Here is a 26,979-nt window from a genome sequence, read left to right on the forward strand (position 1 = left end):
CTCAGGCCTGGGAATCACCGTCTGCGAGACGTCCCAGGATCAGCGCGATGCGCAGAGTGAACGCCGAGCGCACATCCGAGGGGGACCAGCCGGTGACGTCAGTCACACGTCGAAGCCGGTAGCGCACGGTGTTGGGATGCACAAAGAGCATCCGCGCGGCGCCCTCCAGGCTACTCGCCTGTTCGAGGTAGACGCTGAGGGTCTCCAGGAGCGCCGAACCGGCCTCCTCCAGCGGTCTGTAGATCTCCTCCACCAGCTGTTCGCGCGCCGCCGGATCGCCCGCGATCGCCCGCTCCGGCAGCAGATCGTCCGCGAGGACGGGGCGCGGCGCGTCCTGCCAGGCACCGCACGCCTTCAGGCCCGCGGCGGCCGCCTGCGCGGAGCGGGTGGCGGCCAGCAGGTCCGGCACGATGGGCCCGGCCACCACGGGACCGGCCGCGTACGGCCCGATCAGTGCCTTCGCCACGGCCAGCGGGTTGTCGTTGCCGCCCGCGATGACGACCAGACGGGTGCCGAGCACACCGGTGAGGACCTGGAGCTTGGCGTGCCGGGCGGCCCGGCGGATGGCCTCGACGGTGAGTTCGCTGTCGCCGTCGGGAGCGGTGCCGAGGACCACGCAGACGTGGTCCGGCGAGTTCCAGCCGAGCGCGGCGGCACGGGAGACGGCTCCCTCATCGGCCTCACCGGAGAGCACGGCGTTCACGACGAGCGACTCCAGGCGCGCGTCCCAGGCACCGCGTGCCTCGGCGGCCTGTGCGTACACCTGCGCGGTGGCGAAGGCGATCTCGCGGGCGTAGACGAGCAGCGCCTCGCGGAGCACCGACTCGTCGCCGGGCGCGGCGACCTCGTCGATCGCCGACTCCATGACCTCGATGGTGGTCCGCACCATCTCCACGGTCTGGCGCAGCGTGATCGCCCGGGTCAGCTCGCGGGGCGCGGTGCCGAAGACGTCCGTCGAGATCGCCTGGGGGGCGTCGGGGTGCCGGAACCACTCGGTGAACGCGGCGATACCGGCCTGGGCGACCAGGCCGATCCAGGAGCGGTTCTCCGGTGGCATGGCCCGGTACCAGGACAGCGTCTCGTCCATGCGCGCGATCGCCTGCGCCGCGAGGCTGCCGGACGACTTCTCCAGGCGCTTCAGGGTCGCGGCGTGCGCGTGGGCGCGGCCGCCGCGCCGGGAGTCGGCTCCGGCGTCCTGGTGGGCTGAGTTCGCTTCAGGTTCGGGCACGGGGACAAGACTGCCTTATCGGGACGGCGGCGTGCGGGGCCGGGTCTACGGTGGGGGCGTGATGGAAGTACGACGTTCCGGTGAGCGGTATCCCGGGGGTGACCCCATGGCGGGGATCGACTCCTTCCACGCCTTCTCCTTCGGGCCCTACTACGAGCCCGACAACCTCCGCTTCGGCGCGCTCCTGGCCTGCAACGAGGAGCACCTCGCGCCCGGCGCCGGGTTCGAGGAGCATCCGCACAGCCACACCGAGATCGTCACCTGGGTCGTCGCGGGCGAGCTGACCCACCGCGACTCCGCGGGCCACGAGTCCGTCGTCCGCCGCGGCGACGTCCAGCACCTCAGCGCGGGCGCGGGGGTCCGGCACGTCGAGCGCAACGCGGGCCCCGAGCCGCTGGCCTTCCTCCAGATGTGGCTGGCCCCCCGGGACCCCGGCGGCCCGCCGTCCTACGCCGTCGTCCGCGGCATCGCCGACTCCACGCCCTACGCCGTCCCCGCCGCCTCCGCCCTCCTCCACGTCCGCCGCCTCGCCCCCGGCGAGCGCACGGCCCTCCCCGACGCCCCCACGGTCTACGTCCACGTGGTCCACGGCGAAGTGGCCCTGGCGGACGAGGACCTCGGCCCGGGCGACTCGGCCCGCCTGACGGGGGAGCCGGGCCTGGACGTGGTGTCGTACGGGGGCAGGGCGGAACTGCTGGTGTGGGAGATGGGCCAGGGCTCTGCCCCGGCGCCCCCGCCCCGGCGCCCTCGCGTCTAAAGCTCGGCCAGCACCGCGTCGGTGAACGTCGGCCAGACCTCCACGGCCCACGGCCCGAACGCCCGGTCCGTCAGGGCCACGCACGCGGCCCCCGCGTCCGGGTCGACCCAGAGAAACGTTCCCGCCTGCCCGAAGTGCCCGAAGGTCCGCGGCGACGAGGAACTCCCCGTCCAGTGCGGCGACTTCCCGTCCCGGATCTCGAACCCGAGCCCCCAGTCGTTGGGGTTCTGGTGCCCGTACCCGGGAAGCACGCCCTTGAGCCCGGGGTAGGCCACGGACATGGCCTCGGCCACGGTCCGGGGGTCGAGCAGCCGGGGCAGCTGCACCTCCGCGGCGAACCGCACGAGGTCGTCCACGCAGGACACCCCGTCCTTCGCGGGCGAGGCGTCCCCCGCGAGGAACGTGGAGGTCATCCCGAGCGGTTCGAGCACGGCCTGCCGCAGATAGTCCGCGAAGGGGATGTCCGTGGCCTTGGCGATGTGCTCGCCGAGCACCTCGAACCCGGAGTTGGAGTAGAGCCGCCGCACCCCGGGCGCGGCCACCACGTCGTGGGCGTCGAAGGCGAGCCCGCTGGTGTGCGCGAGCAGATGCCGCACGGTGGCCCCGTCGGGCCCGGCGGGCTCGTCCAGCTCGATCGCCCCCTCCTCGTACGCGACGAGCGCCGCGTACGCCGCGAGGGGCTTGGTGACGGAGGCGAGGGCGAACTGCCGCCCGGTGGGCCCGCGCGTCCCCGCGACGGTGCCGTCCGCGCGGACGACGGCGGCGGCAGCGGTCGGGACCGGCCAGTTCTCGATCAACGCCAGGCTCTGCATGCCCCCGAGCCTAAGCGCCCGTGAGTTTCAGCTGCATGTAGGGGTCGGGCTTGCGGACGAACCCGAGCGAGGCGTACAGCGGCTCGGCCTCGGGCGACGCGGTGAGGTCGACCTGCCCGGCGCCCCGCTCCCGGAACCAGTCGAGCAGCGCCTCCACGCAGGCGCGGGAGTAGCCCCGGCGGCGCATGCCGGGGTCGGTGGCGACGCTGAAGAGGTAGCCCGCGAGGCCGTGCGGATTGCCCGCGCGCCCGATGCGGTACTCCAGGGTGCCGACGGCGAGCGCGGCGAGGGCGCCGGGCCGCTCCGGGTGGTCGACGACGAACGCGGCGAAGTCCCCGTCGGGGTCGGCGAGGCGTTCGCGCACGGTGGGGATGGACTCGGCGTGCCAGTCGGTGACGGAGGTGGCGGGCGGGGTGCCGTCCAGGGTGAAGACGGAGTCGATCATGACCTGGCGCAGGCGTATGACTTCTTCGGCGTCCGCCGCCGCGGCGCGTCGTACAGGATTCATGGGCCGCACGGTAGCCATCGCACCCCGGCGCCGTCCCGTGGATTACGGCCGGGTCCGGCGATCTTTCGGATTGCCCTTGCTTGGAGTGCGCTCCAAGGTTCTAGCGTGGGGGCCATGACGGTGATGGAGACCACCCCCGCACCCACCCCCGCCCCCACCCGCGACCAGGACGGGCCCGAGATCTGCCCGCCCCCGCCCGCCCATCCGCGCCCGGACGGACAGGACCACTACACGATCAGCGAGGTCGTCGCGGTGACCGGTCTGACCGCGCACACCCTGCGCTGGTACGAGCGGATCGGTCTGATGCCGCACATCGACCGCTCCCACACGGGCCAGCGCCGCTACCGCAACCGCGACCTGGACTGGCTGACCCTCGTCGGCAAGCTGCGCCTGACCGGCATGCCGGTCGCCGACATGGTGCGCTACGCGGAGCTGGTGCGCGAGGGCGACCACACCTTCGCCCGGCGCCGGGAACTCCTGGAGCGCACCCGCAGGGACGTCCGGGCCCGGATCGCGGAACTCCAGGGCACGCTCGCCGTCCTGGACCACAAGATCGACATCTACTCCTGAGCCCAGCCGCTCCGGAACCCCCAGCTACTTCTGAATCCCAGCGGAGGCACGACCCAGTGAAGATCAAAACCGCACGGCTCGGCACGGCAGGCCCCGAGGTCGGCGTCCAGGGCCTCGGCTGCATGGGCATGAGCTTCGCGTACGGCCCCACGGACGCCGACGAGGCCCGGGCCACCCTGGAGCGGGCACTCGACCTGGGTGTCACGCTCTACGACACCGCCGACGCGTACGCGAGCGGCGAGAACGAGAAGTTCCTCGCCCCCTTCTTCGCGGCGCACCGCGACGAGGTCGTCGTCGCCACGAAGTTCGCCCTGGCCATCGACCCGGCCGACCCGACGAAGCGGGTCATCAACAACGCGCCGGAGTACATACGCGCCTGCGTCGACGCCAGCCTGAGCCGCCTCGGCGTGGACGCCATCGACCTCTACTACATGCACCGCCGCGACCCGAGGGTGCCGATCGAGGAGACGGTCGGCGTGATGGCCGAGCTGGTCGCCGCGGGCAAGGTCAAGCACCTCGGGCTCAGCGAGGTCACCGGCGACGAGCTGCGCGCCGCGCACGCCGTGCACCCCATCGCGGCCCTGCAGTCGGAGTGGTCGCTGTTCAGCCGCGACATCGAGCGCGCCGTCGTCCCGGCCGCCGCCGAGCTGGGCGTGACCCTCGTCCCGTACTCCCCGCTCGGCCGCGGCTTCCTGACCGGCTCCTTCGTGAGCGCCGACAAGGAGCTGACCGAGGGCGACTTCCGCCGCCAGCAGCCCCGCTTCACCGGCGCCAACGCCGAGGCGAACGCGGCCCTCCTGGACCCGGTCCGCACGGTCGCCGCCGCGCACGACGCGACCCCGGCCCAGATCGCCCTGGCCTGGGTGCAGCAGCGGGCCGACCTCCACGGCCTGCCGGTCGTACCGATCCCGGGCACCCGCAAGCGCACCCGCCTGGAGGAGAACACGGCGTCCACCCGGATCGAGCTGACCCCCGACGAACTGGCTCTCCTGGAGCCGATCGCGGGCCGGGTGTCGGGGGACAGGTACGCGGACATGACGTTCTCGTCGGCGGGCCGGGAACAGTAGGGGCGCCCCGCAAGGGGCGCGGGGAACTGCGCGCTCAGCCACGAGGCACCCGCAGCCGCCGAACTGGACCGACCCCCAGCCCGGTGGGCTGCCCAGGCCCGGGACCAGTCACAGTTCCGCCAGCAACTCCGCCTTCTTCGCCGTGAACTCGTCGTCCGTGAGCAGACCGGCCTGGTGCAGCTCCCCGAGATGCCGGATCCGCTCGGCGATGTCGGCGGGATCGCGCCGGACGGCGGGCGCGGCGGCGGGAATCACGGCGGGCGCGGGCCCCGACGCCCGCACGGCCGCGAGGACGGACGCGGCGAACGGCAGCGACTCGTGCACGGGCCCGTACCCGAGGCCGAACACGACGGCCGCCGGATCCTGGTCCGCCTGCGCGGGCTGGGCGACCGGCGACTCGCGGCGCAGCAGCCGCAGATGGCCCTCGAAGACCTCCGGCGAGCGCCACTCGACCCCGCTCAGGTCGGTGACCAGGAAACTCTGGTCACCGGCCTTCCACTTCGCCGACGAGGCCCCCGTCCAGAACCACCGGAAGGCCACCTTCTTGCCGTCGAAGGACGCCTTCCCGTCGTACGCCTTGAACTGGAGCGGCGCCTCGGGCGCGGCCACGAGATGGCGCTCCGCCGGGCCCGGGTCGTCCGCGGGGAGGGCGGCGCGCAGCTCGTCCGCGTAGTACTCGGCGAGCGTCTCGCGCTCGGCCGGGAGCACCAGGCGGTAGGGATCGGAGCCGTCCTTGAGCTGCCCCGCCGCCGCCTCCATGAGCGGATCGGCGCCCGCTCTCGGGACGGCGTGCAGGACGGTCGTCCCGCGTTTGCCCGGTGTGAGCGTGACCCCCGCGATCGCCTCATGAGGGATACGGCGCTCACCGAGAGCCTGGAACAGCTTCGGCGTACGGATCCCCCGTTCGAAGCGGATGAGCACGGAGTCGGACTCGAACTCCCAGGCGGCGTGAAATCCGGCCAGTACATCACCCATGCGGCTCATCGTATGCGGCACGCGCTTCTCCGTCTCTCCTGCGGCGGGCCGCTGTTTCGTCGATTTCTACGCGCGTCAGGCCGCTGTCGTACCGGACATACCTTCCCGGCAGGCCACGGACTGAACGGCGCAGCGCACCTTGTCGTACGCGCCGACCCCGATCTGGGCGAAGTTGCGCAGGCTGTCCGTGCCCGGCTCGAAGTAACCCGTGTGGCCCCGGGCACGGTCGGCGGACACCACGCGCGCGCCGAAGCCCGCGGAGACGGGGTCGGCGCCGTGGCCGAGCCCGCCGACTTCCATGTGCGGCACATCCTGGATCCAGTCGTCGCTGTCCCGTGCGGCCCAGATCCGCGCGCGGCTGCCGAGGCCCGTGGCGCTGTCGGCGCGCATGCCGGGGCTGCCCGCGACCGCGATGTCGGTGACCCGCCGGGGGAGTCGGTTGGCCGCGACTCCGCACACCACGGAGCCGTAGCTGTGGCAGTACAGCGCCACCGCGGCCCGGCCGGGCAGCGCGCTCACCAGGGAGTCGAGGCGGACCGCCCCGTCGTCGGCGCGCATCGAGGTGGCCGCGTCCACGCCGAGGCCGACGGGCGCGGTGTAGTCGGCCCAGGCGATCACGGCGGTACGCGCGCGGGGGTCGGCGGCGCGCTCCGCGCGGTACAGCGACCGCGCCATGCCGACGGGGGCCGCGTACTTGCGCTGGGTGCGCTCGAAGGTGAGGACGTTCGTGTCGACTCCGGGCACCACGACCGAGACCCGTCCGGCCCGGTCGAGGTCTCCGTAGACCTCGGCCATGCGCCCCGACCCCATCGGGTCGAAGGCGAGGACCTGGCGGTCCGGGCGCATCATCACGCCGAACCGCTTCATCCTGCGCTCCGCCTCCTGCTTGCCCACGGGCGACAGCCGGTCGTCGTGGACGCGTTCCCTCTCGATCGCGCGTGCCTCTCGCAGGGCGACGCGGTTCGCGCGGTAACGCAGTTGTACGGGGGCGCCGTTCATGTTGCCGACGGCGAGGGGATAGCGGGCGGCGAGGCGCGTGCGCTGCGGGGCGGTGAGCGAGGCGAAGAACCGCGCGATCCTGGCCGCGGGGGCACCGGAGTCGGGCAGGTCACGCCCGTCGATGCGCCCCCGGTCCCAGGCGGCGAGGGTGGCTTCGAGCGGCGAGCCCGCGCCGCTGTGCTGGCGCACCGCGGTCCAGCCGGTGGTCGCGAGCATGACGAACACCACGGTGAGCGCGAGCAGTGCGCGCCAGACGCCGAGTTGGGGGGAGGAGTCGAAGGAAGTCACTGCGGGACACCCTAGGAGAAGCGCGAAGCGTCCCGTGCACGGGGTGAGGCAGATCACGTTTCTGGAGGGGTAATTGTGGCGAAGCGGACACTTCCCTTGCGTATTCGTCACGCTCTGTGCTTGGGATGCGTACGAGGCGCGTGCGCGGCGCGCGGTCACTCGGAGTGCGCCGTGGTCACTCGACGTGGGTGCGCCGGTGGGTGAACGCGGGTGCGTCGTGGGGGTGCCGGTGGGGGGGCGGGTCAGCCCGCGCGCCAGTCCGCGGTGAGCGCCGGGCCCAGATGGTCCAGGTAGGACTCTGTGATCGCCCGGATCGAGTCGACGCTGATGTCCTCGCCCGCGCCCCACCGCCGCCCGGTGACCCGCATGACGCCGCTGAACGCCGCGACCGCCACCCGTGGGCGCGGGTCGACGGCGAGGTCGACGCCCTCGCGTTCGGCGATCACCTGCGCGACCTGCTCCTCGATCTCGATGGAGCGGCGCAGATGGACGGCGAGGAGCGCGGGGGTCGACTCGATCATCCGGTAGGTGCGCATGTGGAGTTCGACCGGCACGACGGCCTCGATGGACTCGCCCACCGCGTCCCAGGAGCCGAGCACGGCGCCGCGCAGCGCCGCGAACGGGGCCTCGTCGGCGGGGCGTTCGCGCAGTGCCCGCAGGAACCGTGCCTCCACCATGTCCTGCATGGCGAAGGCGGCTTCCTGCTTGCCCGCGAAGTGCCGGAAGAATGTGCGCTGGGAGACGTCGACGGCCTCGACGATCTCGTCGACCGTCGTCTCCTCGTACCCCTTGGTGGTGAACAGTTCGAGCGCCGCACGCAGCAGAGCGTCACGCGTGCGCTGCTTCTTGCGTTCGCGCAAGCCCGGCCCGGTCACGCCCGCACCCCGTCTCTTCCGCTGCTCCAGCCCGTTTGGCCAGCTCACCATACCCGCGAGGCCGCACCTGTGAGCTAAATGACAGCGACCGACTTATGCCAGGACCTGTCAACTGTCAGTCGCTGACATTAGCCTCGGCGCATGACGAGTCAGATCACCGTCGGCAAGGCGGACGAGGCACCGGACCCCGTCCCGACTCCCGCTCCGGCCAGTGCACTTGGCGGCCCCCGCGGCCTGCGCGGACATCCGTGGCTCACGCTGTTCTCCGTCGCGATCGGCGTGATGATGGTCGCCCTGGACGGCACGATCGTCGCCGTCGCCAACCCCGCGATCACCAAGGACCTCGGCGCCTCCCTCGCGGACGTCCAATGGATCACCAACGGCTATCTCCTCGCGCTCGCCGTCGCCCTCATCACCGCGGGAAAGCTCGGCGACCGCTTCGGGCACCGCCAGACCTTCCTCATCGGCGTGGTCGGCTTCGCCCTCGCCTCCGGAGCCATCGGCCTGTCCGGCAGCGTCTCCCTGGTCATCGCCTTCCGCGTGCTCCAGGGGCTGTTCGGCGCGCTCCTGATGCCGGCCGCGCTCGGCCTGCTGCGGGCCACGTTCCCGGCCGCGCAGCTCAACATGGCCATCGGCATCTGGGGCATGGTCATCGGCGCCTCCACCGCGGGCGGCCCCATCCTCGGCGGCGTCCTGGTCGAGCACGTCAGCTGGCAGTCCGTGTTCTTCATCAACGTGCCGGTCGGCGTGCTCGCGCTGGTGCTCGGCGTGCTGATCCTCAAGGACCACCGGGCGGAGAACGCGCCGCGCTCCTTCGACATCCCCGGCATCGTGCTGCTCTCGGCCGCGATGTTCGCCCTGATCTGGGCGCTCATCAAGGCGGGCGACCCGTGGGGCTGGGGCAGCGCCAGGACGTGGGCGTTCCTCGCTGCCTCCGTCGTGTGCTTCGCGCTGTTCGCCTGGTGGGAGAACCGGGTCGCGGAGCCGCTGATCCCGCTCGGCCTGTTCCGCTCGGTGCCGCTGTCCGCGGGCACCGCGCTGATGGTCCTGATGGCCTTCGCCTTCATGGGCGGCCTGTTCTTCGTCACCTTCTATCTGCAGAACGTGCACGGCATGAGCCCCGTCGACAGCGGTCTGCACCTGCTTCCGCTGACCGCCATGATGATCGTCTCCTCGCCGCTCGCCGGCGCCCTGATCACCCGGTTCGGGCCACGGGTGCCGCTGGTGGGCGGCATGGTGTGCACCGCGGTCGCGATGTTCGGCATGACCACCATGACGACGGGCACCGGCACGCTGCCGATGTCCGTCTGGTTCGCCCTCCTCGGCCTCGGTCTCGCCCCCGTCATGGTCGGCGCCACCGAAGTCATCGTGGGCAACGCCCCGTTGGAGCTCTCCGGCGTCGCGGGCGGCCTCCAGCAGGCCGGCATGCAGGTCGGCGGCAGCCTCGGCACGGCCGTCCTCGGCGCGGTGATGTCCAACACCGTCGACTCCGACCTGAAGGGCAACTGGCAGGACGCCGGGCTGCCCGGAGCCCCGCCGCCCGGCCTCGACAAGGCGGCCGCGACCGGGTCCGTGCCGGAGCAGGTCGGCCGGGCCCCCGGGGTGAATGAGGGCGTCCTCGGCACCATCACGGACGTCGTGCACGACACGTTCATGTCGGGCATGGGCGTGGCCTTCACGGTCGCCGGAGTCGTCGGCGTGATCGCGGCGGTGGTGGCGACCCTGACGAAGCGCGGGGCGAACGCGGAGGCGGGCGCCGGGGCCGCGCACCTCTAGGGGAAATCCCCGCCGCCGGGCGAAGCCGTCTCAGGGAAAGCCCTCCGGGTCCGCTCCGGGGGCTTTCGCCTATCAGGGTGAGCGGTACGAGAACCCCTTTCCGGCCCCGTGTCCCACGGTCGAGAGTGGCGACAAGTGAGCGTTACGACACGGGGGTTGATGCACATGCGTGCGACCACGCGATCCACCTTGCCCGCCACCACGGCCGGAGCCACGGCCGTCCTGGCGCTGACCACGGCCGCCCTGGCCGCCGTGGTCCTGACACCCGCACACGCCGGGGCCGCCGGGCCACCACGGCTCGGCGGCTGCGGCCCGGGGGAACTCTGCCTCTGGGAGAAGGCGGGCTTCAAGGGCCAGCGGCACACGTACGAGCTGGCCGGTACGGACATCGAGAGCTGTGTCGCGCTGCCGGAGGGGGGCAGCGCGCAGGCCATCGCCAACCGCACCGGCCGGCCCGTCACGACGTACCAGTCGGCGGAGTGCGCCGAGACGGGCGAGTTCAACACCTATCCGGGCAACGGCACCTGGGCCCCGGAGTCGCCGTACAAGGTGCGGGCGTTCAAGATCTGGGAGCGCTGAGCGGCGGCCCCGCCTCGCCGACGGAGCCGTCGGCCGCGGCCTGGCGGGGCACGGTGGCCGCCACCGGTACCCCGGAGAGGGCGCTGACCTGCGCGCGCAGGGCGACGATCTCCGCGGTGAGGGACTCGATCGCGGCGGTCTGGCGGCGCTCCTCGGCGTCGTCCTTCTCGAAGCGGGCGATGAACCACGCCGCGATGTTGGCGGTGACGACACCGAGCAGCGCGATGCCCGACAGCATCAGGCCGACCGCGAGCACCCGGCCGAGCCCGGTCGTCGGCGCGTGGTCGCCGTAGCCCACGGTGGTCATCGTGGTGAAGGACCACCACACGGCGTCGCCCAACGTCTTGATGTTGCCGTCCGGCGACTCCCGCTCCACCGAGAGCACGGCCAGCGAGCCGAACATCAACAGACCGACCACGGCACCCACGACGTACGTCGTCAGCTTGATCTGCGACGCCATCCGGGCCCGCCGTCCGACCAGCAGGAGGGTGGAGACCAGCCGCAGCAGCCGCAGCGGCTGGATCATCGGCAGGACCACGGCGCACAGGTCGAGCCAGTGCGTGCGGACGAACCGGGCACGGCGCTCGGCGAGCGCGAGCCGCACCAGATAGTCGACGGCGAACGCACCCCAGACGGACCACTCCACCGCGGTGCAGGCGCTCGTCACGGACTCACCCGCCTCGGGCCGCACTATGGGCACGGCGTAGGCGACCGCGAAGGCCACGGCGAGCGCGAGCAGCGGACGCTGCGTCCGGCGCTCCCAACGGACCTGTGCCGACTGTTCCTTCATGCCCGCATCGTAGAAAGCCCGAAGGGCGCCGGGTCCACGGCCCGCCGCCCTTCGCACTGATGAGGTGTTTATGTGCCAGTCGTGCCGGTTGTCCCGGCCGTCAGGCGTCGCCCCCGGCGGCGCCCGGGTCGGCCGCCGCGACGTCCAGGAGCTGATAGCGGTCGATCGCCTGCTTCAGGACGGAGCGGTCGATCTTGCCCTCGCGGGCCAGCTCGGTGAGCACGCCGACCACGATCGACTGGGCGTCGATGTGGAAGAAGCGGCGGGCGGCACCCCGCGTGTCCGCGAAGCCGAAGCCGTCCGCGCCGAGCGACTGGTAGGTGCCCGGCACCCACCGGGAGATCTGGTCGGGCACGGACCGCATCCAGTCGGAGACGGCCACGAACGGCCCCTCGGAGCCGGTGAGCTTCCGCGTCACATAGGGGACGCGCTGCTCCTCCTCGGGGTGCAGCAGATTGTGCCGCTCCACCTCGACGGCCTCACGGCGCAGCTCGTTCCAGGAGGTCGCCGACCAGACGTCCGCCTTGACGTTCCACTCGGCGGCGAGGATCCGCTGGGCCTCGACGGCCCACGGCACCGCGACACCGGAGGCGAGGATCTGCGCCGGGATCGCGCCCTGCTCGCCCGCCTTGAAGCGGTGGATGCCCTTGAGGATGCCCTCGACGTCCACGTTCTCGGGCTCGGCCGGGTGCTGGATCGGCTCGTTGTAGACCGTCAGGTAGTAGAAGACGTCCTCGCCGTGCGGGTGGTCCGCCGACGAGCCGTACATCCGGCGCAGGCCGTCCTGGACGATGTGCGCGATCTCGAAGCCGAAGGCCGGGTCGTAGGCGACACAGCCCGGGTTGGTCGAGGCGAGCAGCTGGGAGTGGCCGTCGGCGTGCTGAAGCCCCTCACCGGTCAGGGTCGTGCGGCCGGCGGTCGCGCCCAGGACGAATCCGCGCGCGAGCTGGTCGGCCATCTGCCAGAACTGGTCGCCGGTGCGCTGGAATCCGAACATCGAGTAGAAGACGTACACGGGGATCAGCGGTTCGCCATGGGTGGCGTACGCCGAGCCCGCGGCGATCAGGGACGCCGTGCAGCCCGCCTCGGAGATGCCGTCGTGCAGCATCTGCCCGGTCGGGGACTCCTTGTAGGCCAGCAGCAGATCCCGGTCCACGGCCTCGTACTGCTGACCGAGCGGGTTGTAGATCTTCGCACTCGGGAAGAACGAGTCCATGCCGAAGGTGCGGTACTCATCGGGCGCGATCAGCACAAAGCGCTTGCCGATCTCCTTGTCCCGCATGAGGTCCTTCAGGAGCCGCACAAACGCCATGGTGGTGGCGATGGACTGCTGCCCGGAGCCCTTCTTCACGGATGCGTACGTCTTGTCCTCGGGCAGGCGCAGCGGCTCGGAGCGCACCACACGGGTCGGGACGTAGCCGCCGAGGCCCTTGCGGCGGTCGTGCATGTACTGGATCTCTTCCGAGTTCCGGCCCGGGTGGTAGTACGGCGGCGCGCCGTCCTCCAACTGCTTGTCCGTGATCGGCAGGTGCAGCCGGTCGCGGAAGCCCTTGAGGTCGTCGACCGTCAGCTTCTTCATCTGGTGGGTGGCGTTGCGGCCCTCGAAGTTCGGGCCGAGCGTCCAGCCCTTGACGGTCTGGGCCAGGATCACCGTCGGCTGGCCCTTGTGGGCCTTGGCCGCGGCGAACGCCGCGAAGATCTTCTTGTGGTCGTGGCCGCCGCGGCCCAGGTGCAGGATCTGGTCGTCGGTCATGCCCTCGACCATGGTGCGCAGCCGCTGGTCGTCACCGAAGAAGTGGTCGCGGATGTAGGCACCGGTCTCGGTGGCATACGTCTGGAACTGGCCGTCGGGCGTGGTGTTCAGCTTGTTGACCAGAATGCCGTCCCGGTCCTGCGCGAGCAGCGGGTCCCAACTGCGGTCCCACACCAGCTTGATGACGTTCCATCCGGCGCCGCGGAACTGCGACTCCAGCTCCTGGATGATCTTGCCGTTGCCGCGCACCGGGCCGTCCAGGCGCTGCAGATTGCAGTTCACGACGAAGGTGAGGTTGTCGAGCCCCTCGCGCGCGGCGATGGACAACTGCCCGAGCGACTCCGGCTCGTCCATCTCGCCGTCGCCGAGGAACGCCCAGACATGCGACTTGGAGGTGTCGGCGATGTCGCGCGCCGCCATGTAGCGGTTCATCCGCGCCTGGAAGATCGCGCCGAGCGGGCCGAGGCCCATGGAGACCGTCGGGAACTCCCAGAAGTCCGGCATCAGCCGCGGGTGCGGATACGACGAAAGGCCGTACGGCGCCTTGGACTTCTCCTGCCGGAACGCGTCGAGCTGCTGCTCGGAGAGCCGGTCGAGGAGGAAGGCGCGGGCGTAGATACCGGGGGAGGCGTGCCCCTGGAAGAAGATCTGGTCGCCGCCGTCGCCCTCGTCCTTGCCGCGGAAGAAGTGGTTGAACCCCACGTCGTACAGCGACGCCGAGGAGGCGAAGGTGGCGATGTGGCCGCCGACCCCGATGCCCGGGCGCTGCGCGCGGGACACCATCACGGCCGCGTTCCAGCGGGTCGCGTTCAGGACCTTGCGCTCGATCTCCTCGTTGCCGGGGAAGAACGGCTCGTCCTTGGTGGCGATCGTGTTGACGTAGTCCGTGCTGCGCATCTCGGGCACGGCGACGCGCTTCTCGCGGGCGCGCTCGATCAGGCGGAGCATCAGATAGCGGGCCCGCTCGCGGCCGCGCTCGTCGACGGCGGCGTCGAGGGAGTCGAGCCATTCCTGGGTCTCTTCTGGATCGAAATCCGGGACCTGGCTGGGAAGGCCGCCAATGATGATCGGGTTGCGATCGGATCCGGAAGCCACGCTGTTCCTTCGCTGTGTGGTCGCGCGGTGCGCGCGATGCGGTTCGTGCTCTGGCTTGGTCTCTGCTCCGGCCCTGGCCGGGGCTCTGCTCTGGACGCTCTGGACTCGTGCGTACGACGCTCACCATCGTCTACCCCGGCGCGGTCCACGTCATCTCTACCTCCAGGTAACCGGGACGACGGGCGCCGTCCCTGGGGTAGGCTCGGCCAAATCGCAACGATACGCCCATCCCGCCCAACGGCTCCGTGGAGCCGTCCGGCCCCTTTCGGATGCGGCCACAGTTGCGGTGACACGGTCGGGAACGTCACCGTTTCGGCGGTCTTGACGGCTGGGTACTTGCGCGATCCGTCCCGCCCGTGTGGACTACGGCCAATGCCCCTCGCACGCGCGGGGCCGAAGGCATTCCCAAGAACAAGATCAGGAGGCAATCCGTGAGCGCGACCGCGGACCACGCGGAGACGAACCTTGCCGTAAGGCTGGGGTTCCAGCCCGACATGGTGGTCCAGGAGATCGGCTACGACGACGACGCCGATCAGGAGCTCCGCGAGGCCATCGAGCAGGCCACCGGCACAGAGCTCGTCGACGAGGAATACGACGACGTGGCTGATGCCGTGGTGCTCTGGTTCCGAGAGGACGACGGGGACCTGACCGATGCGCTGGTCGATGCCATCGCGTACATGGAGGAAGGCGGTTCGATCCTCCTCCTCACACCGAAGACAGGGCGCGACGGCTACGTCGAGCCCAGCGAGATCGGTGAGGCCGCAACCACCGCGGGTCTGTCCCAGACCAAGAGCATCAACGCGGGCAAGGACTGGAACGGCTCTCGGCTGAGTACGCCCAAGGGGGCTGCCAAGAAGCGGTAGCTGGCCGTAGGCCCTCTGCAGAGTCCCATGAGGCCTCCGACGGTTCGCCCCGTCGGGGGCCTCACGCGTTCCGCCACACACCCCGGACCACGCCCCCGCCCTCAACCACCGGACGGGCTATTCCCCACCCACCCACCCTTCCCCCCTCCGGGCCCGCCCCCGCCCTCCCGGGCCCGCCCATCCTGCCGACCTGCCCGGGCCCCGCCCGCCCAGGCCTGCCAGCCCTGCCGCCCCTTCCGGGCCCGCCCACCCTTCTGGCTTTCCCGGGCCCCTGCCCGTACGGGAGAGCCCCCACCCGCCCTCCCACCCGCTCTGTCGGCCTGCCTGCTGGCCCGGGCCCAAGACAGGCCTTCCGGCCCGCCCGGGCACCCGCCCTTCCAGTCCCCCCGGCCCTCCCGGGCCCGCCCGTCCGGCCTCTGCCCTCCCCTCTCGTCCAGCCCCCGCCCCCTAGCCCGTCCGGCGATTGAGGACGAGGGGCGGAGCGCCGATCGGCGGGGGTCCGGGGGTGCAGCCCCGGGGTTCGGAGAAGGGGCGGGACCGGGGCGCCCCGCGAGGGCACCGGAGCCACCCGTACGCTGGGGGGCACCCCAATGGCCCAGGCGAAGGGAAGTGGCTCCTCGTGGCGATCGAGGTCGGCGTCAAGGCTCCGGAATTCGTGCTCAAGGACAACCACGGACGCACGGTGCGGCTCGCGGACTTCCGGGGCGAGAAGAACGTGGTGCTGCTCTTCTACCCGTTCGCGTTCACCGGGGTGTGCACCGGCGAGCTCTGCGCCCTGCGCGACGAACTCCCGAAGTTCGTCAACGACGACACCCAGCTCCTCGCCGTCTCCAACGACTCCATCCACACCCTGCGCGTCTTCGCCGAGCAGGAGGACCTGGAGTACCCGCTCCTGTCGGACTTCTGGCCGCACGGCGAGACCTCGCGGGCGTACGGCGTCTTCGACGAGGACAAGGGCTGCGCGGTGCGCGGCACCTTCATCATCGACAAGGACGGCGTCGTGCGCTGGACCGTGGTCAACGGCCTCCCCGACGCGCGGGACCTGAACGACTACGCGAAGGCGCTCGGGAACCTCTGAGAACACCCGTGTGGAAGCCTGTGGCCACCGGGAACCGGTCACTAGGATCCACACGTTGATCCGATGGCAAGCACGACTGGGGCTCCCCGCCCCTGGACACTATTTGGGAGGACTCGTGGGAGTCAGCCTCAGCAAGGGCGGCAACGTATCTCTGAGCAAGGAGGCGCCCGGCCTGACCGCCGTCACGGTCGGCCTCGGCTGGGACGTCCGTACCACCACCGGGACGGACTTCGACCTGGACGCCAGCGCCATCCTGACGAACGCGGAGGGCAAGGTCAGCAGTGACGCCAACTTCGTGTTCTTCAACAACCTGAAGAGCCCGGACGGCTCCGTGGAGCACACCGGCGACAACATCACCGGTGAGGGCGAGGGCGACGACGAGCAGATCAAGGTCAACCTCGCGGCCGTCCCGGCGGACATCGAGAAGATCGTCTTCCCGGTCTCGATCTACGACGCCGAGAACCGCCAGCAGTCCTTCGGCCAGGTCCGCAACGCCTTCATCCGCGTGGTGAACCAGGCCGGCGAGGCGGAGCTCGCCCGCTACGACCTCTCCGAGGACGCCTCCACGGAGACGGCCATGGTCTTCGGCGAGCTGTACCGCCACGGCGCGGAGTGGAAGTTCCGCGCCGTCGGCCAGGGGTATGCCTCGGGTCTGCGCGGCATCGCGCAGGACTTCGGCGTCAACGTCTGAGCCGAGCAGTACCCAGCAGGGCCGTCCGGCGCCGCACAGATCTGTGCGGCGCCGGACGCGCTCGGCACCGCACGGCCACCGTGCCCCGGCCCGCGCGCCGGGGCACACGGCAGCCAAACGCAAGACCTCGGGGAGGATCAGCATCATGGGCGTCACGCTCGCCAAGGGAGGCAATGTCTCCCTGTCCAAGGCCGCACCCGATCTCACGAAGGTGATGGTCGGCCTCGGCTGGGACGCTCGCTCCACCACCGGAGCCCCGTTCGACCTGGACGCCAGCGCGCTCCTCTGCCAGTCGGGCCGGGTCCTCGGCGACGAGTGGTTCGTGTTCTACAACAACCTGACGAGCCCCGACGGCTCCGTCGAGCACACCGGCGACAACCTCACCGGCGAGGGCGACGGCGACGACGAGTCGCTCATCCTCGACCTCACCAAGGTCCCGGCGCACTGCGACAAGATCGTCTTCCCGGTCTCCATCCATGACGCGGACAACCGGGGGCAGACATTCGGTCAAGTCAGCAACGCCTTCATCCGCGTGGTGAACCAGGCCGACGGCCAGGAACTCGCCCGCTATGACCTCAGCGAGGACGCCTCCTCGGAGACCGCGATGATCTTCGGCGAGGTCTATCGGTACGGCGGCGAATGGAAGTTCCGCGCCGTCGGGCAGGGGTACGCGTCCGGACTGCGCGGCATCGCTCTAGACTTCGGAGTCAATGTTTCCTAAAGGACTCTCCCCGGCTTGCCCAAACGGCTGACGGTTCTCCGCGCAGCCGAGTGGGAAGGCCGGGGGCGTCCCCCGGAAGGCCTGTCACCGGGGACGGCGCGGGGGAGACCCGTACACATACGATTGGGTAGCCAGTGGTACTGAAAACCTTCGGCTGGTCGTTCGCAGTCACTGCGCTCGGCTTGGTCGCAGCGGTGCTCTTCGGGGGGTGGGCGGCGCTCGGGCTCGTGGCGATCCTGTCCATCATGGAGATCTCGCTGTCCTTCGACAACGCGGTGGTCAACGCCGGAATCCTGAAGAAGATGAATGCCTTCTGGCAGAAGATCTTCCTCACCATCGGCATCGTCATCGCCGTCTTCGGCATGCGTCTCGTCTTCCCGGTCGTGATCGTCGCTGTCAGCGCCAAGATGGGCCCGATCGAAGCGGTCCGGCTCGCGCTCAACGACAAGGACAAGTACCAGCAGCTGGTCACCGACGCGCACCCGTCGATCGCCGCCTTCGGTGGCATGTTCCTGCTGATGATCTTCCTCGACTTCATCTTCGAGGACCGGGACATCAAGTGGCTCGGCTGGCTGGAGCGCCCGCTCGCCAAGCTCGGCAAGGTCGACATGCTCTCGGTGTGCATCGCGCTCATCGTGCTGCTGATCTCCTCGATGACCTTCGCCAAGCACGCGCATCAGCACGGCGGCACCCATGCCGACAAGGCGGAGACCGTCCTCATCTCAGGACTCGCGGGCCTGATCACCTATCTCGTGGTGGGCGGTCTCTCCGGCTTCTTCGAGAACAAACTCGAGGAAGAGGAGGAGCGCGAGCACGAGGAGGAGGAGAAGGCCAAGAAGGCCGGCAAGTCCGTCTCGGCCGTCGCGCTCTCGGGCAAGGCCGCGTTCTTCATGTTCCTCTACCTGGAGGTCCTGGACGCGTCCTTCTCCTTCGACGGTGTCATCGGCGCCTTCGCCATCACCAACGACATCGTCCTGATGGCGCTCGGCCTCGGCATCGGCGCGATGTACGTCCGGTCCCTCACGGTCTACCTGGTCCGCGAGGGCACCCTCGACGACTACGTCTACCTGGAGCACGGCGCGCACTACGCCATCGGCGCCCTCGCCGCGATCCTGCTCGTCACCATCCAGTACGAGATCAACGAGTTCATCACCGGCTCGATCGGTGTGCTCCTCATCGGTGCCTCGTTCTGGTCGTCCGTGCGCCGCAACAAGCGGCTCGCGGCCGAGGAGGGCTCCGGCTCGGACGAGAAGGCCGAGGTCCCGTCCGGGGTCTAGCGGCCGTCCCGCCCCGAACACCGCGATGGCGGCGTCCCCGAACGGGGGGCGCCGCCATCGGCGTACCCGGGGTGACATACGGTGAGCCGACTTCGGGATCCGGACGTGTGGGGCCCGCTTCGGTGAGGAACGCTTCTGTGCGGGGCGGTAGTTGAGGCGTGGCCCGGGGGCCGCCCCGAGACGTACGGACAACAGACGCGGGGCATTTCTTCTGGGGGTGGCATGTCCTTCTGGGACGGTCTGCGGCCGGGGCGTTCGATGGACTTCGCATCGGGCAGCGCCGCGACCAACTCCATCGAGCTGACCAAACGGCATCCGACGGTCTCACTGACCAAACAGGGCGCCGCCACGGGCAATCTGCGCGTCACCCTGACCTGGCAGATGCGCACGTCCGACCTCATCGGCAAGAGGCGCGGGAGCGGCAGCCTGCTGCGGCACCCGCTGAAGATGTTCCAGCCCGAGCCGGTGCAGGCGCACACCCAGAGCATGGTCAACGTGGACCTCGACCTGGGCTGCATGTACGAGCTGGCCGACGGCAGCAAGGGCGTGGTACAGCCCCTCGGCCACTTCTTCGGGAGCCTCAACTCCCCGCCGTACGTGAAGGGCAGCGGCGACGACCGGTTCGGCTCGGGCTCCGGCGAGACGCTCTACGTCAACCTCGACCACCGCGAGTCGATCAAGCGGCTGCTCGTGTTCGTCTACATCTACGACCAGACGCCCGCCTTCGACCGTACCCACGCCAAGGTGACGCTCTACCCCAGCAACGGCCCGCGCGTCGAGATCGACCTGGAGGAACGCGCCCCGCAGGCCCGCTCCTGCGCGGTGCTCACGATCGAGAACGTCAAGGACGAGCTGATCGTGCGCCGCGAGGTGCGGTACGTGTACGGCTTCCAGGCCGAGCTGGACCGGCTGTACGGCTGGGGGCTGCAGTGGGGCCGCGGCTACAAGTCCAAGGTCGGCGGCACCTGAGCCGCCCCGCGCGGCCCCCTCAGCGCGGCAGGAACTGCGGCCCCTGCGGAGGCAGCCGGAAGTTCGGGTCCGGCACCGGCGCGGGCGCGACCGGATGCGGGTAGCCGTAGGCCGGCACGGGGGGCTGGGTGGGCGCGGGCTGCGGGTAGCCGTAGGAGGGCTGGGGCGCGGGATAGCGCGGCGGCTCCGGCGGATAGCCGTACGCGGGCTGGGGCGCCGGGGGCGCGGGCGGCGCGGCGGCCGGGTACGGGACCGCGGGCTGGGCGGGCGGCAGGGTGTGCGCCGGGGGCACCGGGGCGGGGCCCGTCGTGCCCAGGCGCTGCGTCTGCGGCAGGGACGCGTCGGGCGTCGGCTCGGGCACGGCCTCCGACTCGTCCACGGAGATGCCGAAGTCGGTGGCGAGGCCCACCAGGCCGTTGGAGTAGCCCTCGCCGAGGGCGCGGAACTTCCAGCCCTCGCCGCGGCGGTACAGCTCCCCGCAGATCAGCGCGGTCTCGGCGCCGGTCTCCGGGGTGATGTCGAAGTACGCGAGGGGCTCGGCGTCGGCCGCGGCCGGGGAGGCGTCGTACAAAAGGATCCGCAGCGCGCGGACGTGCTCGAAGGGCACGTCGTCGGCGGACGCGACGAGCAGCACCCGGCCGACCGCCGGGTCCAGGCCCGCGAGATCGGTCTGGACGGTGTCCGTCAGGCCCTCGGCGACCCGCTTCTTGCCCAGCCGCCAGACCTTGCCCGAGGGGTGGCGCGGCTGGTTGTAGAAGACGAAGTCCTCGTCGGAGCGGACCCGTCCCTCGGTGCCGAGCAGCAGCGCCGACGCGTCGACGTCGGGGGCGCCCTGGCGCGGCGTCCAGCGCAGCACGGCGCGGACGGCGGTGGCTTCGAGCGGGACGTTGGACCCCTTCGACATCGCGTGCGTCATGCGGTCATCCTGCCTTCCTGGTCCGGAGCCGGACAACGCGGGGCCCGGGCCCGGGCCCGCCGTCTTTCCGCCCGGCCGCCCGGGCCCGCGCCCGGGCGTACGCTTTCGGACAGCTGCCCGTCCCGGCGCCGTCCTGCCCGTGTCCTGCCCGTCTTGTGGCCTATGACACCTGCCTGTGCCGGTGTGGGGCACTCGTGTGCGACATGGCCGGGTTACCTGAATTTCATGCCCGGAGGGAACCTCCGACACCCGCCCCTACGTACTATTACCGGCCACATCACTTCGGATCGCGTCGACGATACGTCGGATCGCGTCGGCGATACGGGCGATATCAGGAGAATCCCAGGGGAACCCCATGCGTCATTTCGGGCACATAGCCCCAGAGGTACGAGAGCGCCTCTTCCATCGGGAGCCGTGTGCCTTCACCGCGGACTCCCCGCCGCAGCTGCTCGCGGTGGCGCTCGGCGCCACGCTGTACAGCCCGGCCACCCGGCCGCGGCTCGCGGACGACATCCTGAAGCAGGCAAGCCGTGGCGTGATCTCGATGGTCATCTGCCTGGAGGACTCCATCGGCGACGCGGACGTCGTGGCCGCCGAGGAGAATCTGATCCGGCATTTCGTAGACCTCGCCGGGCGGCGGGACGCCGAGCCGCCGCTGCTCTTCATCCGGGTCCGCACCCCCGGGCAGATCCCCGACCTGGCCCGCAGGCTCGGCCCCGCGATCCGTCTGCTGTCCGGATTCGTACTGCCGAAGTTCACCGAGGAGCGCGGCGTCCCGTTCCTGGAGTCCCTCTCGGCCGCCGAGGCCGCCACCGGGCGGCGCCTGTTCGCGATGCCGGTCCTCGAATCGCCCCAGCTGCTGTATCTGGAGAGCCGCGCCGAGGTCCTCGCGGGAATCGCCCGCACCGTCGACAAGTACCGCGACCGGGTGCTCGCGCTGCGCCTCGGCGTCACCGACTTCTGCTCCGCGTACGCCCTGCGCAGACCCCCGCACATGACGGCGTACGACGTCCAGATCGTCGCGTCCGTCATCGCCGACGTGGTCAACCACCTCGGCCGGGCCGACGGCACGGGATTCACCGTCACCGGGCCCGTCTGGGAGTACTTCCGCGTGCAGGAGCGGATGTTCAAGCCGCAGCTGCGCCAGAGCCCCTTCCTCCAGGTCCGCGCCGAGGAGCTGCGCCAGGCCCTGCTCGAGCACGACCTGGACGGCCTGCTGCGCGAGATCGAGCTGGACCGGGCCAACGGCCTGCTCGGCAAGACCTGCATCCACCCCTCGCACGTCCTGCCCGTGCACGCCCTGTCGGTCGTGAGCCACGAGGAGTACAGCGACGCGCAGGACATCCTGCGCCCGGAGCGGGACGGCGGCGGCGTCATGCGGTCCGCTTACACGAACAAGATGAACGAGGTGAAGCCGCACCGCGCCTGGGCCGAGCGGACCCTGCGCCGCGCGGAGGTCTTCGGCGTCGCGCGCGAGGACGTCGGCTTCGTGGAACTGCTCAGCGCGGGGCTGCCCTCGTGAGCGACGTGAGGAAGCGCGGGGCTGCTCCCGTGACGGACGTGAGGAAGACGGAAGACGTGGTGTGGTCGGGTACGTGGGTCGCTGAGCGGCTCGGGGTCGAGCTGGTCGAGGGCGGAGCCGAGGGCGGCGGAACCGGAGCGGAGGACGCCGCCGGGCCCGGCTCCCTGAAGGAGCTGCTCGGGCTCGCCCTGCGCCGCAACCCCAAGCGGGCGCACCTGCTCGTGTCGAACGTCCTCGGCAAGCACGTGCCGCAGCACCCGTCGGTGATCCGGCGCTCCGGCTACGACCTCGGGGTCCGCGTCCGCGACCTGCTCGGCCCGGACGAGGCGGCCCGCGCGGTCGTCCTCGGCTACGCGGAGACGGCGACCGGCCTCGGCCACAGCGTCGCCGACGGCCTCGCCCTCGCCCCCTACCTGCACTCCACCCGCCGCCCCGTGCCCGGCGTGGAGCGCGCGGGCGGCTTCGAGGAGTCCCACTCGCACGCCACCTCCCACCTGCTGCTCCCCGAGGACCCCCGGCTGCTCGCGGGCGACGGCGCGCTGGTCCTCGTCGACGACGAGTTCTCCACCGGCAACACCGTCCTGAACACCATCCGCGGCCTGCACGAGAGCTTCCCGCGCGAGCGGTACGTCATCGTCGCCCTCGTCGACATGCGCGCCCCCGAGGACCGCGCCCGCCTCGACGCCTTCGCGCGCGAGATCGGCGCCCGCGTCGACCTGATCGCGCTCGCCTCCGGCACGGTGCGGCTGCCCGCCGACGTCCTGGACCAGGGGCAGGCGCTGGTCGCCCGGTACGAGACGGCGGCGCCGGTGCCCGCGCCCGGCGAGGGGCGGGCGCCCGTCACCCGCGTCGCCCTGGGCTGGCCCGCGGGGGTGCCCGACGGCGGCCGGCACGGCTTCACCGCCGCGCACCGGGCGCGCCTGGACGCGGCGCTGCCGGGCATGGCGGAGCGGGTCGCGGCCGCGCTGCCGGACGAGGCCCGCCGGGTCCTCGTGCTCGGCTTCGAGGAGCTGATGTACGCGCCGCTGGCGCTGGGTGTGGCCCTGGAGGAGCGGCTCGGCCGCACGGGCACCGAGGTCCGCTACTCCACGACCACCCGCTCACCCGTCCTCGCCGTCGACGACCCCGGCTACGCCATCCGCACCCGCCTCGTCTTCCCGGCGCACGACGACCCGGCGGACGGGCCGGGGCCGCGCTACGCGTACAACGTGGCGGGCGGCGGCTTCGACGCGATCGTCGCGGTCGTGGACTCGGTCGCGGACACGGAGCGGCTGCACGCGGCCGACGGCCTGCTGGCCCAGCTGTCCGCGCACACCGGGCACGTCCTGCTCGCCGTGGTCCCTTCGTACGTGCCGTCGCCCGCGTCCCGGAATGCGTCCGTGCCCGCCTCTCCGCACCTCTCCTCGTGTGTCTCCTCGTACGCCCCCCAGGATCAGGAATCCCGCATGCTGCCCGACCCCCTCCGCGGCCCCGACTTCTCCTCCTACGCGCCCGAGGACGTCGGCTGGCTGCTCCAGGACCTGTCGGACGTCACGCTCGAAGCGCCCACCGAGGAGCGCGAGGAGGCCATCCAGAGCGGCGGCGCGCACTACGCCGAGTCGCTGCCGGTGGAGTACCAGCCGAGCCCGCGCTACCAGGAGCTGTTCCGGGCCGCGCTCGACACCTCGGCGGCCCGGATCGCGCAGGCCGTCGGCACGGTCACCGAGACCGTCCTCGCCGAGCTTCCCCACAGCCGAAAGCCTGGGGGGACCCCCACCCCCCGCCCCGACGGCACCGGCCGCCCCGTGCTGGTGTCCCTGGCCCGCGCGGGCACCCCCGTCGGCGTTCTGATGCGCCGCTGGGCACAGCACCGGCGGGGCCTGGACCTGCCGCACTACGCCGTGTCCATCGTGCGCGGCCGCGGCATCGACGCCAACGCGCTGCGCTGGCTGGCCGCGCACCACGACCCGGCGGACGTCGTCTTCGTCGACGGCTGGACCGGCAAGGGTGCCATCACCCGTGAACTCGCCGCCGCGATCGAGGAGTTCGAGGCGGCGGGCGGCGCCCGCGGCTTCGACCCCGCGGTGGCGGTGCTCGCCGACCCCGGCTCCTGCGTGCGCACCTACGGCACCCGCGAGGACTTCCTCATCCCGTCCGCGTGCCTCAACTCCACGGTGTCCGGGCTGATATCGCGTACGGTGCTCCGCGCCGACCTGGTCGGCCCCGACGACTTCCACGGCGCGAAGTTCTACCGCGACCTCGCGGACGCCGACGTCTCCGGTGACTTCGTCGCCGCGATCGCCGCCCGCTTCGACGAGGTGGCCGACGCCGTCGACGTCCAGGTCAAGGAGCTCCTGGCCGCGGACCGTGAGCCCACCTGGGAGGGCTGGGCCGCCGTCGAGCGCATCAGCGAGGAGTACGGCATCCACGACGTGAACCTCGTCAAGCCCGGTGTCGGCGAGACCACCCGGGTGCTGCTGCGCCGCGTCCCCTGGAAGATCCTCGCCCGCCGGGGCGCGGGCGCCGACCTCGACCACGTCCGGCTGCTCGCCGAGCAGCGCGGCGTACCCGTCGAGGAGGTGGCCGAACTCCCGTACACCTGTGTGGGGTTGATCCACCCGAAGTACACGCGCGGCGCGACCGGCGCCGACGGCAAGGCGGTGGCGAGCGCATGAGCACTCTCCCTACCCCCGCCCCCGGCGCCCCCCGTCCGCTCGTCGCGAGCGACCTCGACCGCACCCTCATCTACTCCGCCGCCGCCCTCGGCCTGCGCATGCCCGACGCCGACGCGCCCCGGCTGCTCTGCGTCGAGGTGTACGAGGGCAAGCCCCTGTCGTACGTCACGGAGGCCGCCGCCGCGCTCCTCGTGGAGCTGGCCGAACGCACCGTCTTCGTGCCCACGACGACCCGTACCCGTGAGCAGTACCACCGCATCCATCTCCCCGGCCCCGTACCGGAGTTCGCGATCTGCGCCAACGGCGGGCACCTCCTCGTCGACGGCGAGTCCGACCCGGTGTGGCGGGCCGCCGTCGACCGCCGCATCGCCGCCGAGTGCGCGCCCCTCGCCGAGGTCCGCGCCCACCTCCAGCGCACCGCCGACCCGTCCTGGCTGCTGAAGGAACGCGTCGCCGAGGACCTGTTCGCCTACCTCGTCGTGGACCGCGCGCTGCTGCCGTCCGGCTGGGTCAAGGAACTGGGGGAGTGGGCCGCGGGGCGCGGCTGGACCGTCTCCCTCCAGGGCCGCAAGATCTACGCCGTGCCGCGACCGCTCACCAAGAGCGCGGCCGTGCGCGAGGTCGCCCGCCGCACGGGCGCCCCCGAGGTCCTCGCCGCCGGAGACTCCCTTCTCGACGCCGACCTCCTCGAAGCCGCCACCCGCTCCTGGCGCCCGTCCCACGGCGAACTCGCCGACACGGGCTGGACGGCGCGGGGCCTGACGGTGCTCCCGGAGCGGGGGATCGCGGCAGGGGAACAGATCCTCCGCGAGTTCCTGGGGGACCCGGGGCCCGCGTGACCGTCCCGGCCCGACCGCCCCGGTGGGCGGTCGGGCCCACCGCGGTGTCCCGCCCCCGGGCCACCGCACACACGGGCCGCCCCCGCCCCCGTACCCTGTCCCCATGCCCCGTTACGAGTACCGCTGCCGCCCCTGCGGCACCACCTTCGAGCTGAGCCGTCCCATGGCGGACTCCGCCGCCCCGGCCACCTGCCCCTCCGGCCACGAGGACACGGTGAAGCTCCTGTCGACCGTGGCGGTGGCGGGGACGGCCTCGGCGCAAGCGTCGGCCCCGGCGGCCGGTGGCGGAGGTGGCTGCTGCGGTGGCGGCTGCTGCGGCTGACGCGTCGCCGGGGAGGGCCGGACCGGGGCTGAGGCGTGGGCGAGGAAGGTCGGGCCGGGGCTGACGCGTCGGCGAGAAGGGCCGGACCTGGGCCGACGCGCCCGCGCTAGCGCAGCACGGCCCCGTCCCCGCCCTCCAGCATCCCCAACTCCCCCCGAGTGGGCGCCCCCTCCCAGTCCCCCCGGGAGGCCACGGCGAACGCCCCCGTGGTGACCGCCCGCCCCAGCCGCTCGGCCACGTCCGCCCCGTCGAGCAGCGCGGACAGATACCCGGCGACGAAGGCGTCCCCGGCGCCCACGGCGTCCACGGCCCGCACGGGCCGCGCGGGACAGTGGAGTTCCCCGTCCCGCGTGTACGCGGTGGCCCCTCGGGAGCCGAGCTTGACGACGACCTCGCGCACCCCGAGCCCGATCAACAGCCCGGCCCGGTCGGCGAGTTCGCCGGGAGCGCCGTCGGCGGGCAGGCACAGCGGCACCTCGTCGTCGGAGGCGACCAGGACGTCGACGTACGGGATCCAGTCCCGCAGGACCGCCCCGGCCTCCTCGTGATTCCACAGCCGGGACCGGAAGTTGACGTCGAGGCAGACCCGCACGGAGTGCTCCCGGGCGAGCCGCAGCGCCCGCTCGCAGGCGGCCCGTGGCCCCGCACCCAGCGCCGGGGTGATCCCGGTCAGATGCAGCACCCGGGGCGGCGGCCCCGCGGCGAAGGCCCGCTCCACGGCGTCGGGGCCGAGCCGGGAACCGGCGGACCCGGCACGGTAGTAGTGCACCCGCGTCACCTCCGGCAGCCGGGGCTCGAAGAGCAGCAGCCCTGTCGGCGCACCCGCGTCCCGGCCCGCGCCACGGACGTCCACGCCCTCGGCCCGCAGCGTGCGCAGCACCAGCTCCCCGGCCTCGTCGGCGCCGACGGCCCCCGCCCAGCGGACGGTGTGCCCGAGCCGGGCCAGGCCGATGGCGACGTTCGACTCGGCCCCCGCGACGGACACCGCCATCGACCCGCCGAGCCTCAACGGCCCGTCCCCGCGCAGGGCGACCATGCTCTCGCCGAAGGTGAGG

25 protein-coding genes are annotated in these 26,979 nt (G+C 71.8%); 15 read left to right on the top strand and 10 right to left on the bottom strand.

Annotation, left to right across the window (positions count from 1 at the left end; genetic code table 11):
* Position 1: 1 nt before the first annotated feature.
* On the bottom strand, positions 2 to 1,228 hold the full coding sequence (locus ACZ6AA_RS36885; protein WP_468449522.1) for a PucR family transcriptional regulator: 1,227 nt from the start codon (positions 1,226 to 1,228) through the stop codon (positions 2 to 4).
* Positions 1,229 to 1,289: 61 nt separating this feature from the next.
* On the opposite strand from ACZ6AA_RS36885, the gene ACZ6AA_RS36890 reads away from it, so the two are divergent.
* A complete protein-coding gene (locus tag ACZ6AA_RS36890; protein ID WP_468450156.1) occupies positions 1,290 to 1,985 on the top strand; it encodes a pirin family protein in 696 nt (231 codons plus the stop codon).
* Here the strand turns inward: ACZ6AA_RS36890 and ACZ6AA_RS36895 are convergent.
* Complete coding sequence (locus tag ACZ6AA_RS36895) at positions 1,982 to 2,797, bottom strand: serine hydrolase domain-containing protein (RefSeq protein WP_468449521.1); 816 nt, start codon at positions 2,795 to 2,797, stop codon at positions 1,982 to 1,984. The genes ACZ6AA_RS36890 and ACZ6AA_RS36895 overlap by 4 nt on opposite strands.
* Positions 2,798 to 2,807: 10 nt before the next feature.
* Positions 2,808 to 3,305 carry a GNAT family N-acetyltransferase gene (locus ACZ6AA_RS36900; RefSeq protein ID WP_468449520.1) on the bottom strand — a complete coding sequence of 166 codons (498 nt, stop codon included), beginning with the start codon at positions 3,303 to 3,305 and terminating at the stop codon, positions 2,808 to 2,810.
* A 114-nt stretch (positions 3,306 to 3,419) separates the two neighbouring features.
* Here ACZ6AA_RS36900 and ACZ6AA_RS36905 point away from each other — a divergent pair, with 114 nt between their 5' ends.
* Both ACZ6AA_RS36905 and ACZ6AA_RS36910 read left to right on the top strand, forming a co-directional pair.
* A complete protein-coding gene (locus ACZ6AA_RS36905) occupies positions 3,420 to 3,875 on the top strand; it encodes a MerR family transcriptional regulator (RefSeq protein WP_471462853.1) in 456 nt (151 codons plus the stop codon).
* Between the two features lie 56 nt (positions 3,876 to 3,931).
* Positions 3,932 to 4,942 (top strand): aldo/keto reductase, encoded by a 1,011-nt coding sequence (locus tag ACZ6AA_RS36910; protein ID WP_471462855.1) that lies wholly within the window; start codon positions 3,932 to 3,934, stop codon positions 4,940 to 4,942.
* A 108-nt stretch (positions 4,943 to 5,050) separates the two neighbouring features.
* On the opposite strand, the gene ACZ6AA_RS36915 is transcribed toward ACZ6AA_RS36910, so the two are convergent.
* The 3 genes from ACZ6AA_RS36915 to ACZ6AA_RS36925 all read right to left on the bottom strand — a co-directional run bounded on the left by ACZ6AA_RS36915 (position 5,051) and on the right by ACZ6AA_RS36925 (position 8,079).
* Entirely contained in the window at positions 5,051 to 5,926 is an 876-nt protein-coding gene (locus tag ACZ6AA_RS36915) for a DUF4429 domain-containing protein (protein WP_468450154.1), read from the bottom strand.
* Positions 5,927 to 5,992: 66 nt separating this feature from the next.
* Positions 5,993 to 7,204 (bottom strand): alpha/beta hydrolase, encoded by a 1,212-nt coding sequence (locus ACZ6AA_RS36920; protein ID WP_468449517.1) that lies wholly within the window; start codon positions 7,202 to 7,204, stop codon positions 5,993 to 5,995.
* A gap of 242 nt (positions 7,205 to 7,446) precedes the next feature.
* A complete protein-coding gene (locus ACZ6AA_RS36925) occupies positions 7,447 to 8,079 on the bottom strand; it encodes a TetR/AcrR family transcriptional regulator (RefSeq protein WP_468449516.1) in 633 nt (210 codons plus the stop codon).
* Between the two features lie 141 nt (positions 8,080 to 8,220).
* Here ACZ6AA_RS36925 and ACZ6AA_RS36930 point away from each other — a divergent pair, with 141 nt between their 5' ends.
* On the top strand, positions 8,221 to 9,855 hold the full coding sequence (locus ACZ6AA_RS36930) for an MFS transporter (RefSeq protein WP_468449515.1): 1,635 nt from the start codon (positions 8,221 to 8,223) through the stop codon (positions 9,853 to 9,855).
* 165 nt (positions 9,856 to 10,020) lie between these two features.
* Positions 10,021 to 10,434: a peptidase inhibitor family I36 protein gene (locus ACZ6AA_RS36935; protein ID WP_471462858.1), complete on the top strand. Its 414-nt coding sequence runs from the start codon at positions 10,021 to 10,023 to the stop codon at positions 10,432 to 10,434.
* Here the strand turns inward: ACZ6AA_RS36935 and ACZ6AA_RS36940 are convergent.
* Positions 10,415 to 11,224, bottom strand: a complete 810-nt coding sequence (locus tag ACZ6AA_RS36940) for a potassium channel family protein (protein ID WP_468449513.1) — start codon at positions 11,222 to 11,224, stop codon at positions 10,415 to 10,417. The genes ACZ6AA_RS36935 and ACZ6AA_RS36940 overlap by 20 nt on opposite strands.
* 100 nt (positions 11,225 to 11,324) lie before the next feature.
* Positions 11,325 to 14,072 carry a pyruvate dehydrogenase (acetyl-transferring), homodimeric type gene (gene aceE / locus ACZ6AA_RS36945; protein WP_468449512.1) on the bottom strand — a complete coding sequence of 916 codons (2,748 nt, stop codon included), beginning with the start codon at positions 14,070 to 14,072 and terminating at the stop codon, positions 11,325 to 11,327.
* A 431-nt stretch (positions 14,073 to 14,503) separates the two neighbouring features.
* On the opposite strand from aceE, the gene ACZ6AA_RS36950 reads away from it, so the two are divergent.
* The 6 genes from ACZ6AA_RS36950 (at position 14,504) to ACZ6AA_RS36975 (ending at position 19,671) form a co-directional block, all read left to right on the top strand.
* Complete coding sequence (locus tag ACZ6AA_RS36950) at positions 14,504 to 14,935, top strand: DUF3052 domain-containing protein (protein WP_030358529.1); 432 nt, start codon at positions 14,504 to 14,506, stop codon at positions 14,933 to 14,935.
* Positions 14,936 to 15,554: 619 nt separating this feature from the next.
* Positions 15,555 to 16,013 (top strand): peroxiredoxin, encoded by a 459-nt coding sequence (locus ACZ6AA_RS36955; protein ID WP_471462861.1) that lies wholly within the window; start codon positions 15,555 to 15,557, stop codon positions 16,011 to 16,013.
* Between the two features lie 115 nt (positions 16,014 to 16,128).
* A complete protein-coding gene (locus ACZ6AA_RS36960; protein ID WP_016642563.1) occupies positions 16,129 to 16,704 on the top strand; it encodes a TerD family protein in 576 nt (191 codons plus the stop codon).
* A 145-nt stretch (positions 16,705 to 16,849) separates the two neighbouring features.
* Positions 16,850 to 17,425, top strand: coding sequence for a TerD family protein (locus tag ACZ6AA_RS36965; RefSeq protein WP_468449510.1), 576 nt, complete (start codon positions 16,850 to 16,852; stop codon positions 17,423 to 17,425).
* Positions 17,426 to 17,559: 134 nt separating this feature from the next.
* Positions 17,560 to 18,702, top strand: a complete 1,143-nt coding sequence (locus tag ACZ6AA_RS36970; RefSeq protein ID WP_468449509.1) for a DUF475 domain-containing protein — start codon at positions 17,560 to 17,562, stop codon at positions 18,700 to 18,702.
* A 222-nt stretch (positions 18,703 to 18,924) separates the two neighbouring features.
* Complete coding sequence (locus ACZ6AA_RS36975) at positions 18,925 to 19,671, top strand: TerD family protein (RefSeq protein WP_471462864.1); 747 nt, start codon at positions 18,925 to 18,927, stop codon at positions 19,669 to 19,671.
* A 19-nt stretch (positions 19,672 to 19,690) separates the two neighbouring features.
* On the opposite strand, the gene ACZ6AA_RS36980 is transcribed toward ACZ6AA_RS36975, so the two are convergent.
* Entirely contained in the window at positions 19,691 to 20,587 is an 897-nt protein-coding gene (locus ACZ6AA_RS36980; protein WP_468480920.1) for a TerD family protein, read from the bottom strand.
* A gap of 355 nt (positions 20,588 to 20,942) precedes the next feature.
* Between ACZ6AA_RS36980 and ACZ6AA_RS36985 the strand changes: the two genes are divergently transcribed.
* From ACZ6AA_RS36985 to ACZ6AA_RS37000, 4 genes are all read left to right on the top strand, one after another.
* Positions 20,943 to 22,109: an HpcH/HpaI aldolase/citrate lyase family protein gene (locus ACZ6AA_RS36985; RefSeq protein ID WP_468449506.1), complete on the top strand. Its 1,167-nt coding sequence runs from the start codon at positions 20,943 to 20,945 to the stop codon at positions 22,107 to 22,109.
* A 38-nt stretch (positions 22,110 to 22,147) separates the two neighbouring features.
* A complete protein-coding gene (locus ACZ6AA_RS36990; protein ID WP_468449505.1) occupies positions 22,148 to 24,763 on the top strand; it encodes a phosphoribosyltransferase in 2,616 nt (871 codons plus the stop codon).
* Positions 24,760 to 25,602: an HAD family hydrolase gene (locus ACZ6AA_RS36995; protein ID WP_468449504.1), complete on the top strand. Its 843-nt coding sequence runs from the start codon at positions 24,760 to 24,762 to the stop codon at positions 25,600 to 25,602. The genes ACZ6AA_RS36990 and ACZ6AA_RS36995 overlap by 4 nt, the downstream gene beginning before the upstream one ends.
* Before the next feature lie 103 nt (positions 25,603 to 25,705).
* The gene (locus ACZ6AA_RS37000) at positions 25,706 to 25,924 is read left to right on the top strand and encodes an FmdB family zinc ribbon protein (RefSeq protein WP_468449503.1); all 219 of its coding nucleotides are present in this window, start codon (positions 25,706 to 25,708) and stop codon (positions 25,922 to 25,924) included.
* 106 nt (positions 25,925 to 26,030) lie between these two features.
* Here the strand turns inward: ACZ6AA_RS37000 and ACZ6AA_RS37005 are convergent, their stop codons facing one another.
* Positions 26,031 to 26,960, bottom strand: coding sequence for a sugar kinase (locus ACZ6AA_RS37005; protein WP_471462878.1), 930 nt, complete (start codon positions 26,958 to 26,960; stop codon positions 26,031 to 26,033).
* Positions 26,961 to 26,979: the final 19 nt, after the last annotated feature.

Source organism: Streptomyces sp. NPDC040610 (assembly GCF_055594065.1).